At 61.4% G+C, this 19,311-nt stretch carries 18 protein-coding genes and 2 pseudogenes; 11 read left to right on the top strand and 9 right to left on the bottom strand.

All coding sequences use genetic code 11. The features are described from left to right. Positions 1 to 519 precede the first annotated feature (519 nt). Both J2X09_RS21405 and J2X09_RS21400 read left to right on the top strand, forming a co-directional pair. Complete coding sequence (locus tag J2X09_RS21405; protein WP_204734751.1) at positions 520 to 1,974, top strand: tyrosine-type recombinase/integrase; 1,455 nt, start codon at positions 520 to 522, stop codon at positions 1,972 to 1,974. A 385-nt stretch (positions 1,975 to 2,359) separates the two neighbouring features. Next, positions 2,360 to 2,809: a helix-turn-helix domain-containing protein gene (locus tag J2X09_RS21400; protein WP_310309289.1), complete on the top strand. Its 450-nt coding sequence runs from the start codon at positions 2,360 to 2,362 to the stop codon at positions 2,807 to 2,809. A 247-nt stretch (positions 2,810 to 3,056) separates the two neighbouring features. Here the strand turns inward: J2X09_RS21400 and J2X09_RS21395 are convergent, their stop codons facing one another. Further along, a complete protein-coding gene (locus J2X09_RS21395) occupies positions 3,057 to 4,727 on the bottom strand; it encodes a sensor histidine kinase (RefSeq protein WP_204734752.1) in 1,671 nt (556 codons plus the stop codon). A 499-nt stretch (positions 4,728 to 5,226) separates the two neighbouring features. Between J2X09_RS21395 and J2X09_RS21390 the strand changes: the two genes are divergently transcribed. The 3 genes from J2X09_RS21390 (at position 5,227) to J2X09_RS21380 (ending at position 7,176) form a co-directional block, all read left to right on the top strand. Beyond that, on the top strand, positions 5,227 to 6,057 hold the full coding sequence (locus tag J2X09_RS21390; protein WP_204734753.1) for a hypothetical protein: 831 nt from the start codon (positions 5,227 to 5,229) through the stop codon (positions 6,055 to 6,057). Between the two features lie 398 nt (positions 6,058 to 6,455). Further along, positions 6,456 to 6,752, top strand: a complete 297-nt coding sequence (locus J2X09_RS21385; protein ID WP_204734754.1) for a hypothetical protein — start codon at positions 6,456 to 6,458, stop codon at positions 6,750 to 6,752. A gap of 145 nt (positions 6,753 to 6,897) precedes the next feature. After that, positions 6,898 to 7,176, top strand: a complete 279-nt coding sequence (locus J2X09_RS21380) for a hypothetical protein (protein WP_204734755.1) — start codon at positions 6,898 to 6,900, stop codon at positions 7,174 to 7,176. 92 nt (positions 7,177 to 7,268) lie between these two features. Here the strand turns inward: J2X09_RS21380 and J2X09_RS21375 are convergent, their stop codons facing one another. Continuing rightward, positions 7,269 to 7,637, bottom strand: a complete 369-nt coding sequence (locus tag J2X09_RS21375; RefSeq protein WP_310309286.1) for a hypothetical protein — start codon at positions 7,635 to 7,637, stop codon at positions 7,269 to 7,271. A gap of 111 nt (positions 7,638 to 7,748) precedes the next feature. On the opposite strand from J2X09_RS21375, the gene J2X09_RS21370 reads away from it, so the two are divergent. Beyond that, positions 7,749 to 7,967 (top strand): hypothetical protein, encoded by a 219-nt coding sequence (locus tag J2X09_RS21370; RefSeq protein ID WP_204734756.1) that lies wholly within the window; start codon positions 7,749 to 7,751, stop codon positions 7,965 to 7,967. A 27-nt stretch (positions 7,968 to 7,994) separates the two neighbouring features. Here J2X09_RS21370 and J2X09_RS21365 read toward each other — a convergent pair whose 3' ends face one another. Then, on the bottom strand, positions 7,995 to 8,366 hold the full coding sequence (locus tag J2X09_RS21365; protein WP_204734757.1) for a phage integrase central domain-containing protein: 372 nt from the start codon (positions 8,364 to 8,366) through the stop codon (positions 7,995 to 7,997). Between the two features lie 51 nt (positions 8,367 to 8,417). Here J2X09_RS21365 and J2X09_RS21360 point away from each other — a divergent pair, with 51 nt between their 5' ends. Beyond that, the gene (locus J2X09_RS21360; protein ID WP_204734758.1) at positions 8,418 to 9,065 is read left to right on the top strand and encodes a hypothetical protein; all 648 of its coding nucleotides are present in this window, start codon (positions 8,418 to 8,420) and stop codon (positions 9,063 to 9,065) included. 292 nt (positions 9,066 to 9,357) lie between these two features. Here J2X09_RS21360 and J2X09_RS21355 read toward each other — a convergent pair. Next, a pseudogene (locus tag J2X09_RS21355) lies at positions 9,358 to 10,041 on the bottom strand (DUF2130 domain-containing protein); the annotation flags it as partial. A gap of 182 nt (positions 10,042 to 10,223) precedes the next feature. On the opposite strand from J2X09_RS21355, the gene J2X09_RS21350 reads away from it, so the two are divergent. Then, positions 10,224 to 11,198, top strand: coding sequence for a nucleotidyl transferase AbiEii/AbiGii toxin family protein (locus J2X09_RS21350; RefSeq protein WP_310309284.1), 975 nt, complete (start codon positions 10,224 to 10,226; stop codon positions 11,196 to 11,198). On the opposite strand, the gene J2X09_RS21345 is transcribed toward J2X09_RS21350, so the two are convergent. The 5 genes from J2X09_RS21345 to J2X09_RS21325 all read right to left on the bottom strand — a co-directional run bounded on the left by J2X09_RS21345 (position 11,175) and on the right by J2X09_RS21325 (position 16,472). After that, on the bottom strand, positions 11,175 to 12,065 hold the full coding sequence (locus J2X09_RS21345; protein WP_204734759.1) for a hypothetical protein: 891 nt from the start codon (positions 12,063 to 12,065) through the stop codon (positions 11,175 to 11,177). The two genes, J2X09_RS21350 and J2X09_RS21345, sit on opposite strands and share 24 nt — an antisense overlap. A 1,430-nt stretch (positions 12,066 to 13,495) precedes the next feature. After that, complete coding sequence (locus tag J2X09_RS21340; protein ID WP_204734760.1) at positions 13,496 to 13,714, bottom strand: hypothetical protein; 219 nt, start codon at positions 13,712 to 13,714, stop codon at positions 13,496 to 13,498. Then, the gene (istB, locus tag J2X09_RS21335) at positions 13,711 to 14,514 is read right to left on the bottom strand and encodes an IS21-like element helper ATPase IstB (protein WP_204734761.1); all 804 of its coding nucleotides are present in this window, start codon (positions 14,512 to 14,514) and stop codon (positions 13,711 to 13,713) included. Before istB ends, J2X09_RS21340 begins: the two co-directional genes overlap by 4 nt. Continuing rightward, the gene (istA, locus tag J2X09_RS21330; RefSeq protein ID WP_204734762.1) at positions 14,507 to 16,021 is read right to left on the bottom strand and encodes an IS21 family transposase; all 1,515 of its coding nucleotides are present in this window, start codon (positions 16,019 to 16,021) and stop codon (positions 14,507 to 14,509) included. Before istA ends, istB begins: the two co-directional genes overlap by 8 nt. Next, positions 16,005 to 16,472 (bottom strand): hypothetical protein, encoded by a 468-nt coding sequence (locus J2X09_RS21325; RefSeq protein WP_204734763.1) that lies wholly within the window; start codon positions 16,470 to 16,472, stop codon positions 16,005 to 16,007. The genes istA and J2X09_RS21325 overlap by 17 nt, the downstream gene beginning before the upstream one ends. A gap of 625 nt (positions 16,473 to 17,097) precedes the next feature. Between J2X09_RS21325 and J2X09_RS21320 the strand changes: the two are divergent. The 3 genes and pseudogenes from J2X09_RS21320 to J2X09_RS21310 form a co-directional block, all read left to right on the top strand. Continuing rightward, positions 17,098 to 17,946 (top strand): annotated as a pseudogene (locus J2X09_RS21320) (IS701 family transposase); the annotation flags it as partial. Between the two features lie 207 nt (positions 17,947 to 18,153). Then, positions 18,154 to 18,597 (top strand): helix-turn-helix domain-containing protein, encoded by a 444-nt coding sequence (locus J2X09_RS21315; protein ID WP_204734764.1) that lies wholly within the window; start codon positions 18,154 to 18,156, stop codon positions 18,595 to 18,597. Then, a complete protein-coding gene (locus J2X09_RS21310; protein ID WP_310309280.1) occupies positions 18,480 to 19,268 on the top strand; it encodes an IS630 family transposase in 789 nt (262 codons plus the stop codon). Before J2X09_RS21315 ends, J2X09_RS21310 begins: the two co-directional genes overlap by 118 nt. The last annotated feature ends 43 nt before the right edge of the window (positions 19,269 to 19,311 follow it).

Here is a 19,311-nt window from a genome sequence, read left to right as displayed (position 1 = left end):
GGGCGGTCACGTTACCGAAACGGCGCTGAGAACATCGCTCAGCCCACCGGTCACGATGCGCCGAAATGACCGGTCACATTCGCCGAAATACGCAGGTGGACACAAGGGAGAAGGAGACGCCGCAGAAAAGTCATGCAGTGAAGTAGGTCAACTTGGGCAGTCACGAACTGCCTCGGCCTGGCCACCCACCTCATTTGGCTCTGTCTGAGACCCAGACAGTAACCCCCCCGGCGATCAATGAGGTCTCCGGGGTGCCCATCCATCAAGGATGGTGGTCACACAGTCTCCCGCTGTGCCGACAGGAAAGCTTGCTAACGAACCGGGATCTGAAGACTTGATGGCCGTGCGCAGGGCCTTGTACTGGCGAGAGGTAGCTGTGAAGGTGCTGGCGCGAGCTGGCACGAAAGCGCTTGGGATTGGCTGAAGCCGCTATCCGGTGTGGGTGTTCGAAACGCCCACACCGGATAGCGGCTTAGGTGGTGATCTCTGGAATTGAAAGTTGCAACCGACAGGAGTTTTATGGACAAGCAGATTGGGTATGGCCGTTGGAAGGCACCGGCCGACGTTATGGCCAGGGCGATGGCGCGGATGCGCGAGCGTGAGCGCGCGGGTGGGCCACGCAAGGCCGTGATCGGTAGCGGGAAGGAAGCCTTGGCCGAGGCAATCCGCCGGTATCCGAACGATCCGCTCCGGCAGTTGGCGATGTTCCTTGACGCATCGCCCTTGCCGGCATTGATCGGGCGAGCGCGGGAGGTTTCGGCCAAGACGCGCACGAACCATGGCGACATGCTGCGTGGAGCGATCGGCGACCTGAAGGCGATCAACATGAAGGTTCAAAGGCTGGATCAATTGAACCGGCGTCAGGTGATGGCCCTTGCAGCGTACTGGACCCACGAGAAAGGCCAGACGCCAGGAACGGTGGCGAACAAGCTGAGTGCGCTGCGCAAGTTTTTTACACAGGTGGGTCGCCAGGATGTGGTTCCGAAACGTGAAGCGCTGTACGAGGCGCTGGCTGTCACCGGTGTCAGCCAGCAGATGGTGACACGCCAGCAGGTTGCCTTGGATACCAAGGCGTGGACACCCAAGGGGGTGGTGCCGCTGGAGGTGATTGAGGAAGTCCGCGAGACCTACCCGCATGAGGCGCTGCTGATGGAATTGATGCTGGCGTGGGGACTGCGAGTTTCAGAGGCACTCGGCCTTCGTCCGCACTCGTCGGACACCCCGAACTTTCTGCTGGTACACCGGGAGACGAAAGGTGGTCGGTGGCGCAAGGTCCCCTACATGAAAGATGCGCAGAAAGCCGCGTACCAGCGTGACGTACTGAACAGATGCCGCCAGTGGGCCGAGAAGTCACGCCGGCTGGAGATGGGGTATCCGAAGTTGACGCTCCAGCAAGCGAGAAGTCGCCTGTACAACGTCATGGCAGAGATTGGCGTAACTCTGGAACAACGGGGGGTGGTGTGCCATGGCCTGCGGCATGAATTCGCCGGGGACATGTTCTTCGACATCACGAGGCATCGTCCTCCGAGCGAGAACGGTGCAGACTCGGACTGGTACAAGCAGAACAAGACGTTGGTGGCAGATGCCTACCAGCAAGTGTCAGAGGCCCTGGGTCACTGGCGGCGCGAAATATCCTCGGCCTACCTGGGCTCGCCCACCAAGATGAGCAAGGCACAGCGAGAGCGTATGGAGCAGTCGATGCAGCTGATTGCGGGCAATCCTGACGTGAAGCAAGGACTGGTAGCTGCAGGTGTCGAACAGTTCTGGATCACGGGGCCGGCCGCGGACGGAGTACTGCTGCGCGCTGGAGAGGCGATGCAGGTCGCGGGGCGATTTCAAGAAGGCTGGACGGCGGAGAACCTCAAGCAGGTTCACGAGGTCCTGCGCGCAGGGGTGGCCAGGCCGATCCAGTTCGTGGTGTCCCTGGAGGCGCAGCCGCAGGGTGAGACGCTTGAGATCTTCCTGGACAGGTGAGCAGATGCACAGTGCAGCAATGCCAGTAGAGCAACCCCGGCCCAGTGCGGAACTAAGCTTCATAGATGGATAAATGACACGCCCGGAACGTGCGGAATCGGAGGCTCGAACGAAGAGAGCAGGGGGGTGGCCGTCGTAGAGTCATTTGCGCGACAGATCGATTGCAGGCGCAGATTCGACAACATATGTTTCTTATTGGCATGGCTGAAACCTTGCCGACCACAACGCGCTTTGCACTCGTTCCGAGGCCACACGGCTCAGGGCGGCTTCTTTTCCTGGGCCGTGGATCGCAGCACGCACAGGCCATAGACTCGACGCGCCCCTAGAATGCCCATGTGTTCACGCAAAACGAAAGAGTTCTCTGATGGCGTCATTTGCAGAATCCATGAAGCGCGAGATCGCCCGCGTTGCGCGCAAGGAAATCAAGGGCGAGATTTCAGCGCTGCGCAAGGCAAGCGCATCGCACCGCAATGACATCGCCGCCCTGAAGAAAATCGTCAAGGCACAGGACACGCTATTGCGCCAGTTCGTGCGAATGGCCAATCGGGCTGATCGGGCAAGCACAGCCCACCACGGCACGTCCGAAGCTGCCGCACCGAGCGCGCCACGCGCACCGCGAGTCGAAGCAGCAGCGTTTGACCACCAGGCGTTCGCTGCCCACCGCAAACACCTGGGCCTGACCCAAGGGCAAATGGCAAAACTGGTCGGTGTCTCCGCCCTGTCGATCTACAAGTGGGAGAGCGGTAAGGTCATGCCGCGCGCCGCCCAACGCGAGGGCGTTGCCCAAGCACTCAAGCTCGGCAAGCGCAAGGCTCTGGCCATCGCCACAAGTTGACTTTCCGCCCTGGAAGGGCCGATACGCCTTCTGGGCAGATCAAGGCCGCTGCGCAGGCAGGCAGGCAGGCAGGCTGCGTTTGGCGTGACCACCAGGAAGGCTCATCTGCAGCTGCGCGCGCACGCCGAGGCCAACTCGAGCTTCGAGCTTCGAGCTTCGAGCTTCGAGCTTCGAGCTTCGAGCTTCGAGCTTCGAGCTTCGAGCAACGGGCCGGGCCGGCCGCAGTCTGCGTCATCCCCGCGCTCGTTCAACCAGCCAGCCCAAGCGGCAGATCTGCGAGCGCGCCCGGTGCTGAAGTGGATTGGGCCCTATCCACCGGGAGCGTGAAGTACACCGTGCAGCCCGTATTGGGCGAGCTGTCAGCCCAGATCCGGCCGTTGTGCCGCTGAACGATGCGTTGCGCAATGGCCAATCCTGTCCCGTCGCCAGCGAAGTCGATGGAATGATGCTGGCGTGCGAACATCACGAACAGATTGCTCGCTTTGCTCACGTCGAAGCCGACGCCGTTGTCGACCACGAAGAACTGCCCGAGGCCATTGCCCTCAGGGCTCCAGCCGACCTGCACCTCGGGTGAGCGCGCTAGGGCGCTGAACTTCACCGCGTTGTCGATCACGTTGAACATCAGCTGGCTCAGCATCTTGGGATCCCCGATGGCCACAGGCAGATCACCTTGCACGACGAAGCTCACAGCCACGTTCGGATGAGCGCAGCGCACGCGCTCAATGGCGCTGTGCACAAGGGCAGACACCGCAAGCGTGGCGGGTTGCAAGTCGATGCGCCCCAGGCGGGCATAGTTCAGCAGCGACTCCACCATGTTGTCCAGGCGCCTCGTACCCGTGCGCAGTCCTTCTCGAAAGCGCTCCAGTTCCGCGTGAGACGACAGGTCATTGCTCCCCTCGATGATCAGGCCCGCAAAGGTGTTGATGTGCTGAAGCGGCGCGCGCAGATCGTGCGTGATGTGATGGGTGAAGACATCCAGATCGCGGTTGGGCATCAGGTACTGGCGCACCCGCTCGGACACGCGCCGCTCGAGCTCCGCATTGAGGTCATTCATGACCCGGTCCAGGTCACGGGCAACCGTCATGTCGCGTGTGATGCAAGACAGGCCCTCGATCGTGCCGTCCTCGCCCCGCAAGGCGGTCAGGAGGGTGTGACCCCAGAAGGGCTCGCCGATCGCGCGTCGCCGCCAACCATGCACTTCCCACTGCCCCCGTTCTGCAGCCAGGCGCAATGCGTCGTGACTGGAGACTTCTTCTTCCTCACCATGCAGACCCACGTGCAGCACGCTCAAAGGCATGCCCTGGATCTGATCGCGGGTGAAGCCATGCAAGCGGTGCGCACTCGCGCTCCATTCGCTGATCTTGCCCTGCACATCGACAAAGAAGATGCAGGAATCCTGTAGCGCGTCGGCCATCAGCCGAAAGCGCCGTTCCGCCTTGAACAAGGCTTCGTCGGCCTGCACGCCTTGGGCGCCGAGTAAGCTATCTGCGACCGGTTCGGCAACTGGAATCAGACTGACGTAGGCGCCGGCCAGCGAGCCCGACGGCGTCTGCAATGCGCCTACCGTGGCGCTGACGTGCACCGGCGCTCGCGGATTGCGCAACAGGACCAGAGTCAGCGTTGGCGAGACCTCGCCGGCAAGCGCTCGTCCGATGCGCATGCGCAATGCCTGGGCACTGGCCTCATCACGAACATCCAGCACCTTCACTGGATCAGTACCGTTGGCAAGGCCTTCGTCGGTAGGTGCGCCAATTTCCTGAAAAGCCCGGTTGTACTTGACTACCTTCCCTTGCGCATCGAGCAGCAACGCGGGATAGGGCGCTGCGTCAAAGAAAGGCTGTTGCTCCCAGGTGGAGCTTGTTGTGTGGAGGAGCGAGGAGTGAGCCGCTGAGGTAAGAAAGGGCGGGGCAGGATCCATGTGCGAGAGGTCTCGATCTTGGGTGGGGATGCGCGATAGGCCGCAGCGCCAAGAAAGAGGCGAGACATCGAACTATTGGCAGCGAGCCGCGATTCTGTCTTGGATCGAGCAGGCTTTTGGCGCCAATTCGGAAAAAAACTGTGCAGCGCGCAGCTTGAACTGCTCGTATCCTGATGGCCGCACCCCTCACAGCCCAACACTGCCCAATAGGAAAAACGGCAGGCCCTTTCCTTTTGGGTGCAAACCGGTTTGCGCATCGATGCTATGGTGACGTAGCGCCAAAGCAGTACGCGATCGGGCTCTTCCCGATTCAACAGGTGAAAACGGCTTCGATGGCGGGAGATCAACACGCTGTGGTGGTCCAACAATTCACGCCACGCGCACGGGACTGCGACTTTTGCGTACCGGGAAGCGGCGCATACCGCCCCGTCTGATCGTCGTCGCCAAAACCACCAAAACAGCAGGGGACACCGATTCGAAATGCGCGACCTGTGAGGCTGTGCAGCAGTTGCGCCACGAGCAAGCGTCACAGCAGTTGCCCGCGGCACTGCAGCAGGGCCAGGAAAGCGCAGAGCAAGCCGCCCCGAGTGACCAGCTCACCACCCTGGCCAAACGCGCCGAGGTCGAAGCCGCTCAGACGCCGCTTGCTCCCTTGAATGTGCCGCTTCCACCGGCTCCCGGAGCTGTCCCCGAACAGGTTAGCGACGAGTGCGCAGAGTACGCTGACGTCGATGCCAGCCTGGACAGCATCGATATCGAAGATTTCCTCACGCACCCGCATTGGGAGCGGATGGACGAGGAGCTACATCGCCTGGTCGAGCACGTCCCGCAGACAAGCCAGCGCTGCGAGAGGACCACCATCCTGTCCTGGCTGTACCAGCGCGAAGGCGTGAGCACCTTCACGATGCTCGCCGACCGCATCAGGGGCATTGAATCCCAAATCATGCGCAAGCGCGCAATGCGCCGCACGTTGCGCACGATGGAACGCCTCAACCTCGTCTCGGTCATCACGTTTGCCGAGTCCAATAAACTCACGGACAAGCAGAATGAAGAGCTCGGACGCAACAGCATGATCACCCTCACCTGGACGGGAATGGTGTGGATGCGCCGCGCATGGCAAGCACGCGCCAACCTCGCGCGCAATCAGCATTCCATCCTGCAAGCCCACGAGATGCTGGTCGCGGAGGAGGAAGAGGGCCGGGGCGACGAGCCGATCTGGGTCGAGGGCCTTGCAGGCGTCACGCCTGAGGAGGCCAAGACCAGTGTGAGGGCAATCACGATCGGTCGTGGGCACATAACATCGGTCTTCGATCTGGGAATGAAGCGATAGCAGTACCGCAAAAGCCTCTGTACACCTCGCCAACAAGGCCGTTTCGGTCGTTCGAGCAGAACTCAAGAGGACAAGTTTGCAGAGCGCCAGCGCAAATCGATTTGCATGTGATCGGCCTGTACCAAGTGGCTCGTACAGAGGGAAAAGAAGTCGCGATCCGGTTCATGTGGCGGCTGAACCAAGTGCAAACCAGTTTGCGCTGTTCACGTTTGGCGAAGCACCCCAAGTGAACCATGTGAGCTGACACCAATCCAGCGGGGTGCTCCAATCGCTTCACCTTTGGAGTTCACTCCAATTCGTCGGCAAACGCCGAACTTCACCCACCCGGACGGGAACCACGGTTCCCTCATGGGGCGTATGTGGAACTCGTCTCCTTTCCCTTTAACGGAGATTGAGAAATGATGAACGCCGCATACGAATCGGACTACGCTTCCGCCCTTGACCACATGGACTTCATCGTGACGTCCCTGGCCGAAAAGCCTGGTCGCGCAATCGCTCTTGCCGTCGAACACGGTGGTGAGAACGCGGTGCAGGCCTTGTTCGACGCCGTGATGGACAAAGGCCACCGCATGGTGCTGGTCCATGCGCTCGGCGCTCCGTCCCTGCCGGATTGGGTCCGCGAAAAGCTCGGAGTCTTTCTGTACGGCCAGAACCGCCAAGTTGCGGCGCTGTTCAGCAGGAAGGTTTTGCACTAAACGCAAATCAAAAAATTGGGCCACTCCTTCGCGGGTGGCCCTTTTGCTATGTTTGACCGCACTTGAAACTCGCGAACCCAGCGCTACCATGCAGACAGGAGCAACGCCCGCAACAAGGGCGGTACCAGCTCACCAGGAGAGAAAGATGATCGTTTCCAACGGACACCGTGCCTGGCGGGTGCTTCATGAGGGCGAACGAGACATCCATGGCGGCTTCGAAGTACAGGGTGTACGAAACGAGCTCCTCGTCGCTCGTGTGTTCCGGAAGATCTACCCCGCCTATTTCCACGCCCCATCCGTTGGCCTTGGCCAGTTGGAACATGGTGGCGAGGTAGGGACCCTTGGCATATTTGTGGCGCATTTGAGCGATTCCTTTCTGTGCTTCCAAGCTACAGGAGGTCCGCCCAGTGTCAAGGCGACGTGATGAATATTCTTGCGCGCGCGCCCACGCGATGCTTCACGTCTCGTGTCCACATCCTGAGCCTGGTAGAAAGGCTCAGGGCGGGGCAGCATTGATCAGTTGCTCTTCTTGCCAACAAGGTAGCGGGCCACGCCGGTGAAGAGGGCGCATCTTTTTGATGACGTGTTCGCAGTTTCCGCACGCTGCAGTGCTTTGGCTTTTTGCTCATGCTCAGGACTCCCATTGTTGAAGAAGTCAATGCATACACCTGCGCTCATTGCCACCTGTTGTGGCTGGAGGTGGGGTAGCATGGGCACTGCCATGCAGCCACGGAGCAAGTTCCAGATGCAGCGGTGGGCCTCCCGGTTTGCCAATACGCCTCTCGGGTTAAGGGAGGAATGGCCGGCGTGCACAAGCACCATTGCTACGCTGTCGATGGCCGGCAATTTACATCCCGATTTCGCGGCGCGGTGGTGAAGTGCCAAGGGAATGCAACGCAATTGTGCTCCAGACCTTGAGGGAGGTTTGTTGACGAAGCCTGGTAGCGTTTCAAAGCATCTTCACAACCGTTTCCCTGCGTACCCAGGAGTGTGGCCATGACAGAGGATCAACCAGTCCACCGATTCATAGCGCTGTTCGAGCAAAAGGCGCAAGTGCTCGATGCTGCGTGCGTGTCCCCGGATCCAGACGCAGCCATTGTGATGCTCGCCCAGTGGCTCGATATTCGACACGAAAACCTGACAGAAGACGATCTGATCGTCCTCTCAGACATTGGGGCACTCCTCTATCGCGACGGCTTGATTCGGCGTCTATGACGCCGGAGTGAACCATATCTCTCATTCTCACCAGGAACTTCTGGCTGCCGCCTTGCGCCCTGCAGTCTTGCTCCTTAGTCGGACCGCCTCTGCTGACAAGCGCCAGGTCGGGGCAGGGTGGTTCGTCTGCTTGCGCCTTTTCATGACGCGCAGGGGCGGCACGGGATTGTTCTCCATCAACCCGGAATCGATTGCGTACTCAAACATGCCCCAGAGATGGTTCCGAAGGTAGCGGGCCACCTCGGGAGCGCGTTTCTCGACATCCTTCAGCAGCGCGGTCAGCTTCAGGCGGGTGATGCTGTCCATCGGGTGGTTCTTCAGCTTCGGCATCAGATCGTTGTCGATCTCGCGCTGAAACACGCTAAAGCGATGGACGATGCCGATGATGAGGGGAAACACCTGGCTACCCCGAACAACCGAGAGAGAGCCCATCTCCATTAGACTGCCACGATGACCGATCGTGATCCGCCCAAAACAAAGTTGGAGCCGCTCCAAGGCGAAAGCGTCTGGGCGGCGATGGCACGTGAGCTGGCCAGCAACCCGGACAGCCCTGCTTCATTGAACATCATGTCGGCCGTGGGCCAGGCCATGAGGCCGCGCACTCAGGCGGTGGACCAGGTTGTGGCGGCACTTGAAGAGCAACTGCGTGAAGATGGTGAGCCGGCGCGTGCTGCGCTTCAAGCCGCTATCCAATACTGGGAACGCGAGTGCGGCACGCAAATGGACAGCCCACTTCTGGAGGATCTCCAAAAAATCGCGCGTGAGCGCATCGAACGCAAGCTTCGGCAGCCCCCGTCGATGGAAAGCATCCTGTCGAGTCGACCGACGACGACGGATACCGGGTACCAGCTGGGCATTCACCTCGAAGGCCTGGAAGGGACCTGGCATCGTCTTTGGGGAATCATCAGTCTGGTGTTTGGCTTCGGCGACGACATTGAAACGGACGAGGGCGTTGCAGCGGTACGGATCCAATTCGAAGAGCTGCTGGGCCGCACAATGACGTCGCCGGAATGGGCCACCCTGGTAGCGCATGCAAAGAATCACCACGAAACGGTTGTCAAACCATCTATGGCCAAGGGCGATACCGGCAAATCGTAGCCCCTCCGGACTGCTCTACGGACGCTACCTAGTCTGTGACGTCCAGACCACTCACCTCAACAGCCTGATGCAAAAAAACGGCCACAGACGCCTGTTGACACTGAGCTTTGATCTCGCGAAATCCAGTCTTGGTGCCCCTTGATTGGGTATACCGTACAAAAAGACGGCTCCACCACTGATTTCACGCCACATGACCGAGCGTGTCAGGCAAATGCAGCTGTAGCCGCGGCATTGAGCTGCATCTGTGCCGGCCTGTTAGCCAATGTCTCGCTACATGCCGCCGCACCCCTTGTCAGTTTGACTCAGCAGGGCCCCCGTTCTTCAATTCAGCAAACTTTTTGGCCATGGTTGGGTTGCCACGAGTCAGCTTCTTGACGGTGAGATCTTCGGCCTTGTCGTTGGCCAGTCGCAGATTGTTGGCGGACTTGTAGAGGGCGTCCTTGGTCTTTTCCAAGTCCTTGATGGCGTCGTCGATGCGCTTGACGGCTTCCTCGAACCCTTCGGAGGCAAGACGCCAGTTGCGACCAAACGAGGTCTTGAAGTCTTCCAGCTGGGTCTCGAAACGAGTGATGTCTACGTTCTGCGCTTTCACTAGGGCCAGCTCGGACTTGTACTGCAGCGAGTTCAAGGCCGCATTGCGCAGCAGTGTGATCATGGGAATGAAAAACTGCGGCCGCACCACATACATCTTCGGGTAACGGTGCGACACATCGACGATGCCGCTGTTGTACAGCTCGTTGTCAGGTTCCAGCAGTGACACCAACACCGCGTACTCACAAGCTTTTTCCGAACGGTCCTTGTCCAGTTCCTTGAAGAAGTCCTCGTTCTTCTTCTTCGTGGCCGTCTGGTCGTTCTCGTTCTTCATCTCGAACATGATGGAGACGATCTCGGTCTGGGCATCGTCCACGTCGCGGAAAATGAAGTCTCCCTTGCTGCCACTGCTGGCGTCGCTGTCCTTCTCGAAGTAGGCACGGGGAGGGGCGTTCAAGGCCCCAGGGAAATGTGGGCAGAAGAATTTTGGCGCACAGTTTGACACGGCGCAGGGCTGGCCGAAGACGACCTAATCGTCTTCTCAGAAATTGGGGAACTCCTCTATCGCGACGGCATGAGTGGGCGTCTATGACGCCCGTTTGCTGCGTTGGCACTAGTTCCGACGGGATGGAGGCCTTCGCCAAGTGGCTGACTGCTTCGGCGATCAGCTTCGATAGCGGCTGTGCTACTGTTCTTGTCATGAAGAAAGCTGATGTGAAAGCGTCCGAGGCTGCCGCGTTGCTGGACAGGATAAAGATCCTTGCAGTTCAGGCGATGTTTTCGGATGATGAGCTGCTGGAGCAACTGGTCCTCAAGGGTGGCAACGCCATGGCCCTGGTACATCAAGTGAGCGCGCGCGCCTCAGTTGATCTGGACTTTTCGTTGAAGCAGGACTTCGGCGATGACGTGGCAGGTGCCGAGACTCGTATCCACAAGGCTTTGACGGAGACCTTTCGCGCAAGTGGGTACGAGGTGTTCGACTTCCGCATGCTTGAGAAGCCGCAGGCGATCTCTGAGGACATGCGCCATTTCTGGGGCGGCTACGCCGTCGAATTCAAACTGGCGAACGTCGAGGTATTCGCGGAGCATCGCGGCGACTTGGAAGTCTTGCGCCGGCGTGCGGTCAACCTCGGTCTGGGCACCAAGTTCCTGATTGACATCAGCCGCTTTGAGTACGTCGAAGACAAGCAGCCAGTCGACTTCGAGGGCTACATGATCTACGTGTACTCGCCCGTCATGATCGTCTGTGAAAAGCTCCGGGCGATTTGCCAACAGATGCCTGGATACGGTCCTTTCATCAAGCGGGATCGCGCCGGCAGCGCTCGCCCACGAGACTTCGTTGACATCTTCGTGCTGATGGATACGTTGAAGTTGGACCTGACGACAGACAAGACGGTCCAGATCTTGAAGTCGATGTTCGAGGTCAAGAAGGTGCCACTGGCCTTCCTCGGCAAGGTGCCGGAGGTGTACGAGTTCCATCGGGCTGGTTTCGCCGCAGTGGAGGCGACCGTCACACCGGGGTTCGACCTCAAGGACTTTCGCTTCTACTTTGACTATGCGGTGGCTCTGATCGACAAACTAAAACCCGCTTGGGACGTGTAGTCGCCAATCGCTGTCGTAGCGCGTATCGTTCATCTCGTGCGTCAGATAGAAGTCCTGCGCGATGGGCAGGCGCCGCACCAGGTCAATCTGGCTAGATTTGTAGCCCGCGCGCTGCAGGTAATAGCCGACGGCCTGGTGGTAGGGATAGACAAACTTCAACTTGTGCAGCATCGCCACCAGCTTGTTGATGGACGCGCGCTCCTTTGCGAGCTCGTACGCTTTGGCCACTTCAAAGACGCCGCCCGCATAGACCGGCCGCACTGTGATGTCGATCAAGGTTCGTTCGAGATTTGTCACCCGAGCTTGGACCTCGGCCCCGCTTTCGTCGGTCATCAGTTCGGTGACGACGCCCAGGTGGCCGGTGTCGGCACCGTTCAGCAAGTAGATCTTCTTGTCGTCGTACTCCACCCAATTGCTGGAGGCGCGTGCCGGTTTTTTGAAAGCGCTGTCAATGTCTGCCTGGCTGATCTTGCTGTCGCGTTCGCTTGCATGCGAGGTGGTTCGCTCGTCGGTGAGATAGATGGACTTGGGAGACTGTTCGGTCAAAGCGAGTGCGCGCATTGCCGTGTAGTGGCTGAAGTGCAGGTCCTTTCTGAGGCCCAGCAAGATGGCGAGCAAAGGGGCCTGGTCCCAGACATAGCACGTCTCGGCTCGTTGAGGGAAGAGAAACTCATACTGTTTGAGCTTCGAGTGCTTCTGCAGAAACTCGATAAATCGCTCCGCCGTTGTGGCTTGTGCGAGCCGCCAGAAATTTCGCTGTTCCGCGAGGATTGCGTAGATCTCTTTCGGCTTCAGGACACGATCGGGAAGCGCGTCAAAGTGCCGAACGATGTCGGGCTTTGCGATCTGGATTCGAGTGCGGTTCATCTGACTGAGTCGGCACGCGGATTGACGCAATCTTCGTACTTGGCAGCATATATGCTGCCAAGTATAAAAACGACAAAGCAAGGCCGCAAGCCACTTGCTTTGAAGTCGATAGGGGAAATGCAGCTCTTTGTCATAGTGCTATGCAGCGATATCGCTGCATAGCATAACATTGATATTCTGAATCGTCAAATCGCACTCGCCTATGAACCTGGTCGACGTAGCGTTTACTGGGGACTCGCTGGCTGTAGGCTCGAGCATGCATGCCCTGGCCTACAGCCAGCTCGCCACTCTGTGCTTGCAATTTCTCTCCGTATATATTACGCTACGAAGCGCTAGCGCTTCGTAGCGCCATATTTTAATTACGCGCATCTGGTCAGCGAATCTAGGAAATAGTCATGACCTTGGCGAGACGGTAGCCGGCTGGAGGCTCGCTTTCAGCCAGCCGTGTCGCCGCTCAAAGACTGAAAAGGTACACCGCCCATGCCTACGATGACCACCGCCGACGCATTGCGACTTGCGATCAATGTCCTCAGAGATTGTGCTGAGTCGGGCCGAATGCCCTGCGGGATTGATCTCGATGCGAACGCTATCACTCTCCATGCGGAGGCAGCAGAGACCTTGGAAGAAGCGCTCGATGCTCTCCGGGGCCGAGAATAGCGCCGTCGCGCCTGGCCCGGGCAAGTGTCGACAGTCACTTTGACCGACAACTATGGTCGAAACTCACGACGTGCCGCCCGCGCTTCGGAAGCGAACTTCACTTGCTGTATCACGGCAGCGATCCCGATGCGGGGTCGATCGAATTGGCAGCGAAGTCGGCCTGGAACCCCAGGGAACTGGTCGCAAAAGGCGCACGAAGTCACCATCACTGCCGCGAAACCGAACAATGTTGCTACCGTCGTGCACGCATACGTCTAATTCCAAGAATTTGTTCCCGCGCACGCGTCCAACTTATTGATTCAATTGACACCCAGCAGTCATAGGTTCAGTATTGGTGGCGGACCGTGTCTCAGAAAGACGGTCCGCTCTTGACGCGGATCTAAAATTGTTCCCGACTCGACGGCGCGTGTGGCAGGCGCTTCGCACCTGCGGCAGGGCCGAGCGGTGTGAAGAGCAAATTTGTGAAGAAACCGCGAACAAATTTCAGGAGTTGATCGCTGAGAGTGCTGCGCGCAAGCTCGCAGGCATTAACTATACATAAGGTAAATCGTGGAATATATGAACTTCAAAATCTGTCAACGCACCCGGAAAAATCATAATCCACAGGCCTGCGGTTCGAGTCATGGACGCGCCACCAAATCAAAGGCTGGGCTGTTGACGCCGGCGTAGATCCGCCTCTATTCGCTGGTGAGGTGGCGGTTTTGTATTTCGTGGCGCCCACGAATGCCGAAGGCCCCGCGAGGGGCCTTCGGCTTGTGGATCACGCGGTCTGCTCAGAACGGCTCGTCCGGATCGAACTCAGGTGGCATGCCCGGCATGAGTTGCTCGCGCCAGGCCTGCTGCACCTGCGGGCCGTAGGCCTGCCACAGGGCCTCGCGCAGCGCTTGCAGGCACTCGAACACCGCCAGGGCCTGCTCGGGCGTCCAATGCTGTGGGATGGGCGGTGCCGGTGGTGCCGTGACGCGCCCACCCGGCGGGATCGGCGCGCTCATGGGGCCTCCTTGCGCACCCGTGCGGCCGGCGTCTTGACGGCCCGCTCGGCCTGGCGCAGCGCACTGCGCTGCGCGGCCTCCTTGGCCCGGTAGGAATCGCCCTCGATGCGGATCACCTCGGCGCGGTGCATCAGCCGGTCGATCAACGAGACCACGCAAGCCGCATTGGGGAACACCTCGCCCCATTCGGCAAACGCCCGGTTGGTGGTCACTACCGTGCTCTTGTGCTGGTAACGCCGACTGACCAGCTCGAACAAGAGATCGGCGTGGCGGTTGGAGTACGACAGGTAGCCCACCTCGTCGATCAGCAGCAGGTCGGGCGCGGCGTACTTGCGCAGCCGGCTGCGCAGGGCCGAGTCACTGTCCAGCGCGGCCCGCTCGCCCAACAGATTGCCCGCCGTGATGAACAGCGCCGTGTGCCCGGCCAGCACCGCCTGGTAGCCCAGGTTGCAGGCGCACATCGTCTTGCCCACCCCGTTGGGGCCGACCAGCACCACGTTGGCGGCCTCCTTGAGGAAGTCCAGCGTCATCAGTTCCTCCACGGCGGCGCGCTCGATGCTCTTGGGCCAGGTCCAGTCGAAGTCGGCCAGCGGCTTGAAGCGCCCGATGTGCGCATCGCGCAGACGGCGCTCCAGGCTGCGCCGGCCGCGTTCGGCGCCCTCCCAGGTCAGCAGCTGCGCCACCCAGCGCGCCTGCTCGGGCTGCGCGGCCACCTCGGCCCAGTGGGCCAGCAGGCCGTGCAGGCGCAGTGCGCCGGCCTGCGCGCGCAGTTCGGCCTGGGAGGGATCGGGGTCATGCATCAGAGTTCTCCGGTGGCGACGACAGCGACGGCGGCGTGCGGTCGTAGGAATCCAGGGCGTGGGGCCGCACCGGTGCATCACGGCGGGCCACGTGCTCGGGCAGCACCAGCGCCACCGGCGGCGGCTGGCCGGCGGCCTCGCGGGCGCGCTCCAGTGCCAGCCGCACGGCGTTGGGATGCGGCACCCCGCGCGCCAGCGCGTCCAGGACGGCCAACTGCAGCGCGCCGGCCCCGTAGCGCTCCAGCAGGCGCGCCAGCGCCGCCGTGATCGAGCCCAGGTTCTCGCCGCGCGCTGCAGCGCGCTCCAGCAAGGTGGCGCTGGCTGGCGCGGCCTGCGCCAGGCGGTCACACGCCCGGTGCGCGCGGGCCGCACGCTTGTGCTCGACCAGCTGCTCCACGTGCGCGGCATCCTCCACCTGCTGGCCCCGGTCCCAACAGCGGGCGTGGCGGGCCACTTCGCTGGCACCCATCAGGATACGCACCGTGTGCTCGTCGGCCAGCACGGCCAACGTGCGCCGCACTTGGGTGTGGGGCACCGAGTAGTCGTTCAGGTCGAAGCGCACGTAGGGCGTCTTGCCCACCGTCACGGCCACGCGCTCGCCCAGCGCGAAGGCGTGCTCGGGCAGCGCCCGAAGGCGGCCCCGCTCGGCTTCGAAGGCCTGGCGCACGGTCCATGCGCCGTCCTCGGGCCAGCGCCGATCAGCGGCCGTGCCCAGGCACCAAGCCTGGGCCTGCGCGTTCAGATCATCCAGATCGGTGAAGCTGCGCCCAGCGAAGAAGCTGTCGCGCGCGTAGCGGATGGCACGCTCCACGCGGCCCTTCTCGTTGCCCCTTGCCGGCGCCACCGGGCGGGGCTCGAAGCGGTAGTGCGCGGCCAGCGCCAGCAGCGCCGGGTTGAAGCGGATGGCGTCAGCGTGACGCTGGAGCACGGCGCTCTTGAGGTTGTCGTACAGCACGACGCGGGTGACCCCGCCGAACCCGGCAAACGCCTCCAAGTGGCCACGCAGGAAGGCATCGATGCGGGCATCCAGGAAGAAGCGCAGGAAGACCATGCGACAGTGGCTGAGCACCATCACGAAGGCCATCAGCGGGCGGCGCGCGCGCCCGATCTGCAGGTGGCGGAAGTGGGCCCAGTCGACCTGCGCCTGCTCGCCGGGCAGGGTGCGTAGGCGCAGGTAGGCCTCGGGGATCGGGCGCGGACGCAAGGTGGAGACCAGGTGGCGGAAGTGCGAGGCCCCGCCCACGTAGCCGCGCTCGGCGACCATGGCGTGCAGCCGCGCGGCGGTGAGCGTGGGGAACTTGGCCAGCGTGGCTTCGATGAAGGGCCGGTACGGGTCGATGCGGCTGGCCCGCAGGGGCCAGGCGTGCACCGGTGCATGGTTGCCGGCCAGCACGCGCCGCACGGCGTCGCGATGCACGTGCAACTGCCGTGCGATGGTGCCCACGCGCCACTTCTCCACCGTGTGCAGGCGCACGATCTGCGCCACCAGGTCAGGGGCCAGGGTCATGGCGGCGCCCCAGCGGCAAGCCGTGCCGCACGAAGCCTTGGCGCAGCGCTGGCGGTTGTGGGGCGCCGCAGCGTCGGCACCTCCAGCAGGGGGCTGCGTCGACGGATGGCGGCGCGCTCACCACCGTTGTGGCGGGCAGTTCACTGCAGGTGCTCTGGGGTGTCCATGCTGCCAGTGGAGCAGCCACCCCAGGCGCCGGGGAACCCTGATGCGTCACTTTGTGCGCGCCGCAGCCCGCGTCGGCACCGGCACGACGTTGGCGCCAGCGCTGCGCGCGCTGTGCGTGGGCCATGCGACCACGCCATGATCGCTGGTAGCGCTGCGCGGCCGCATGCTGGGCCTGGCGCCCGCAGGCGCGGCCACAGTAGCGGTTGCCGCGGTCACAGCGGCTGCACAGCACGACCTGCGCGTGGCAGCGGGCGCACAGGTACAGGCGGGCGTGTTGTTCCATGCGCACCCCGGTACGGCCGAAGTGCTGGACGGATGCGTCCCAGCGCGCCACACTGACGTGGCACCGCCTTCATCGCACGGTGTCGGGCGCGCAACGGTCCTCAAGCTTGCCGGCGTTCAGACCGATGTTGCGCCCACCTTCTTCGGCTTCGATCCGCGTTGTACCGCGGCCGGCCATCGGCCACTCCAGGCGCCAGCACACAGGCGCAGCGTGTCCAGCCACCTTAAACGCCGCGCCGGCCCGGCCGCCCTGCAGGGCGGCCGGGCCGGCGCGAACACCGCTTCATGCAAACACCCTTGCTCCCTGAGCAAACCTCCCCATCTACAAAACCGCCACCTCACCGGCGAATAGTGGCGGTTCTTGGTCAGCGTTCACACTGGGCGGCTGGTGGGACACGCATCATGCGTGAACCATGGGATACGTGTGCCCGAAACGGGCACAACGGCCTGCAAACAGGCCGTGATGGCCGCTGCAATCGCTGCGCAGACCAGTTTGGGCGACCCGTTTCTTCAAAATCCACGACTCTGGTGCGTTCGATGAGCATTTTTTCAACGGCCTGCTAGTCTTACTGTGTCATAAAAAGTAAGGCATGATATGTCCATCTTTTCCCTGTGATGGGGGTGCGATGGACATACCCAAAGAGTTTGGTCTCTACATGGCCCACCTAGCCGACGGACTGGGTCATGCCGACCGTCACGCAGGATTGGCCGGGTATTGCACCGGTCTGATGCTGCCGCTGTCGCGCAAGAGCGTCGAGCCCATGGCCGCCCGCGTCGATCCGCTGCGCGCCAGCGCCCGGCACCAGGCCCTGCATCACTTTGTCGCCAAGGCCCAATGGAGCGACCAGCAACTGCTCAATCGCGTGGCGCAGTGGGTGGTCCCGCACATGGACTTCAGCGCTGGCGGCTGGTGGATCGTCGATGACACGGGCTTTCCCAAGAAGGGCGTCCACTCGGTGGGCGTGACACGCCAATACTGCGGTGTGCTGGGCAAGCAGGACAACTGCCAAGTGGCCGTCAGCGTCTCGCTGGCCTGCGAACAAGGCAGCCTGCCGGTGGCCTGGCAGCTGTACTTGCCCCGCAACTGGGCCGAAGACGCCGAGCGCAGACTCAAGGCCGGGATTCCCGAAGACATCGAGTTTGCGACCAAGCCTCACATTGCCCTGCAACAGTTACGGGGCCTGCTCTCTGAAGGAGCACCCAGGCACTGCGTGCTGGCCGACGCCGGCTACGGGATCGACTACGCGTTTCGTCAGGGGCTGACCGATCTGGGCTTGCCCTACGTGGTCGGGATCACCTCGGCCGTGGTGGTCTGGCCACCCGGAGTGGAGCCCCTGCCACCGAAGCCCTACAGCGGCATGGGCCGTCCACCGGTGATGCCACGACGCACCGCCAAGAGACAGCCGGTGAGCGTCAAGGCATTGGCGCAGTCCTTGCCCGACAGCGCATTCCAGAACATCAGTTGGCGCGAAGGCATCACGCCAGCCTGAGCATCGCCGCGTATGGCTTCCTGATGGCCCAGCGGCTGAAAGTCGGCAGCGATGCCGGCGGTAAAAAAAACTTCGTCGAACCAGTACACGTTCGACTGCGTTTATGACACAGTAAGACTAGTATATTGACACGAAAGTAACGGAACATGAATTCACTCTCGTCATCACTGCTTGATGCTCGGAGGTATTGCCATGCGCCAGACGGAATTGCATTTGACCGACGAGGACCGCGCGCTCGTGGACGAGATTCGCAGCAAGGGGCAGCACCAAGCGCGGGAAGTCAATCGGGCTCATGTCCTGTCCTCGCTGGACCGGGGCGTGCCAGAGGCCCAGATCATGGCGGTGCTGGGAGTGGGGCGCACGGCCGTATGGCGCACACGGGCCGCGTATCTGCAGGGCGGTGTGGAGTTGGCGGTCTTCGACGTGGCACGCTCGGGGCGCCCTCGCCAGTATGGGACGGACGACGAAGCGCGAGTGACGGCGTTGGCCTGTTTGAAGCCGCCTGCGGGCCGGCAGCGATGGACCATGGTGGAGCTCGAGCGGGTCGCACGCCAGGAACCTGGCATGGCCAACGTGAGTCGGGAAACAGTGCGGCGCATGCTCAAAAAAACGATCTCAAGCCCTGGCGCAAGCTGATGTGGTGCATTGGCGAACTGACTGAAGAGTACTGCAGTCGCATGTACGCCTTGCTTGAGTTGTATGCACGGCCGATGTCGTGTGCAGAGCCGGTCATCTGCATCGACGAAAAGAGCTTGCAACTAATCGGACACAGCCGTGCACCGCTGCCGATCAACTCGCGCAATCCAGAAAAAGTGGACTACGAGTACGTGCGCAACGGCACGACCAACCTGTTCGTGGCTGTCGAGCCCAAAGCCGGACGGCGGACTGTCTCGGTCACAGAGCGCCGGGGCAAGGCCGACTTCGTTGCCTTCGTCGGCGACTTGCTGACCCGCACGTATGCCAAGGCACGGTGCGTTCATCTGGTTCTGGACAATCTGAACATCCACTTCAGAAAGTGCTTCGACGACGTGTTGGGCAAACGCGCTGCGACCAAACTTTTGCGCCGGGTGCAATTCCACTACACGCCCAAACACGCGAGTTGGCTGAACATGGCGGAGATCGAAATCGGCATCCTCAGTCGCCAGAGTCTGGACCGGCGCATTGAAAGCCGACACCGTCTGCAATGCGAGGTTGACGCGTGGCAGCAGGCTCGAAATGCCTCTCAGCGAACCATCGAGTGGACGTTTACTCGCCAGGATGCGGACATGAAGCTCGGTCAGCATTTCGTTTCGAAACTTGCGTGTTGACGTACTAGGGCCTATTAACACATCCTCAGTCCATCAGCGACGA

Source organism: Hydrogenophaga laconesensis, assembly GCF_031457235.1.
GTDB lineage: Bacteria > Pseudomonadota > Gammaproteobacteria > Burkholderiales > Burkholderiaceae_C > Hydrogenophaga > Hydrogenophaga laconesensis.
This window is presented reverse-complemented; position numbering and strand designations above follow the sequence as displayed.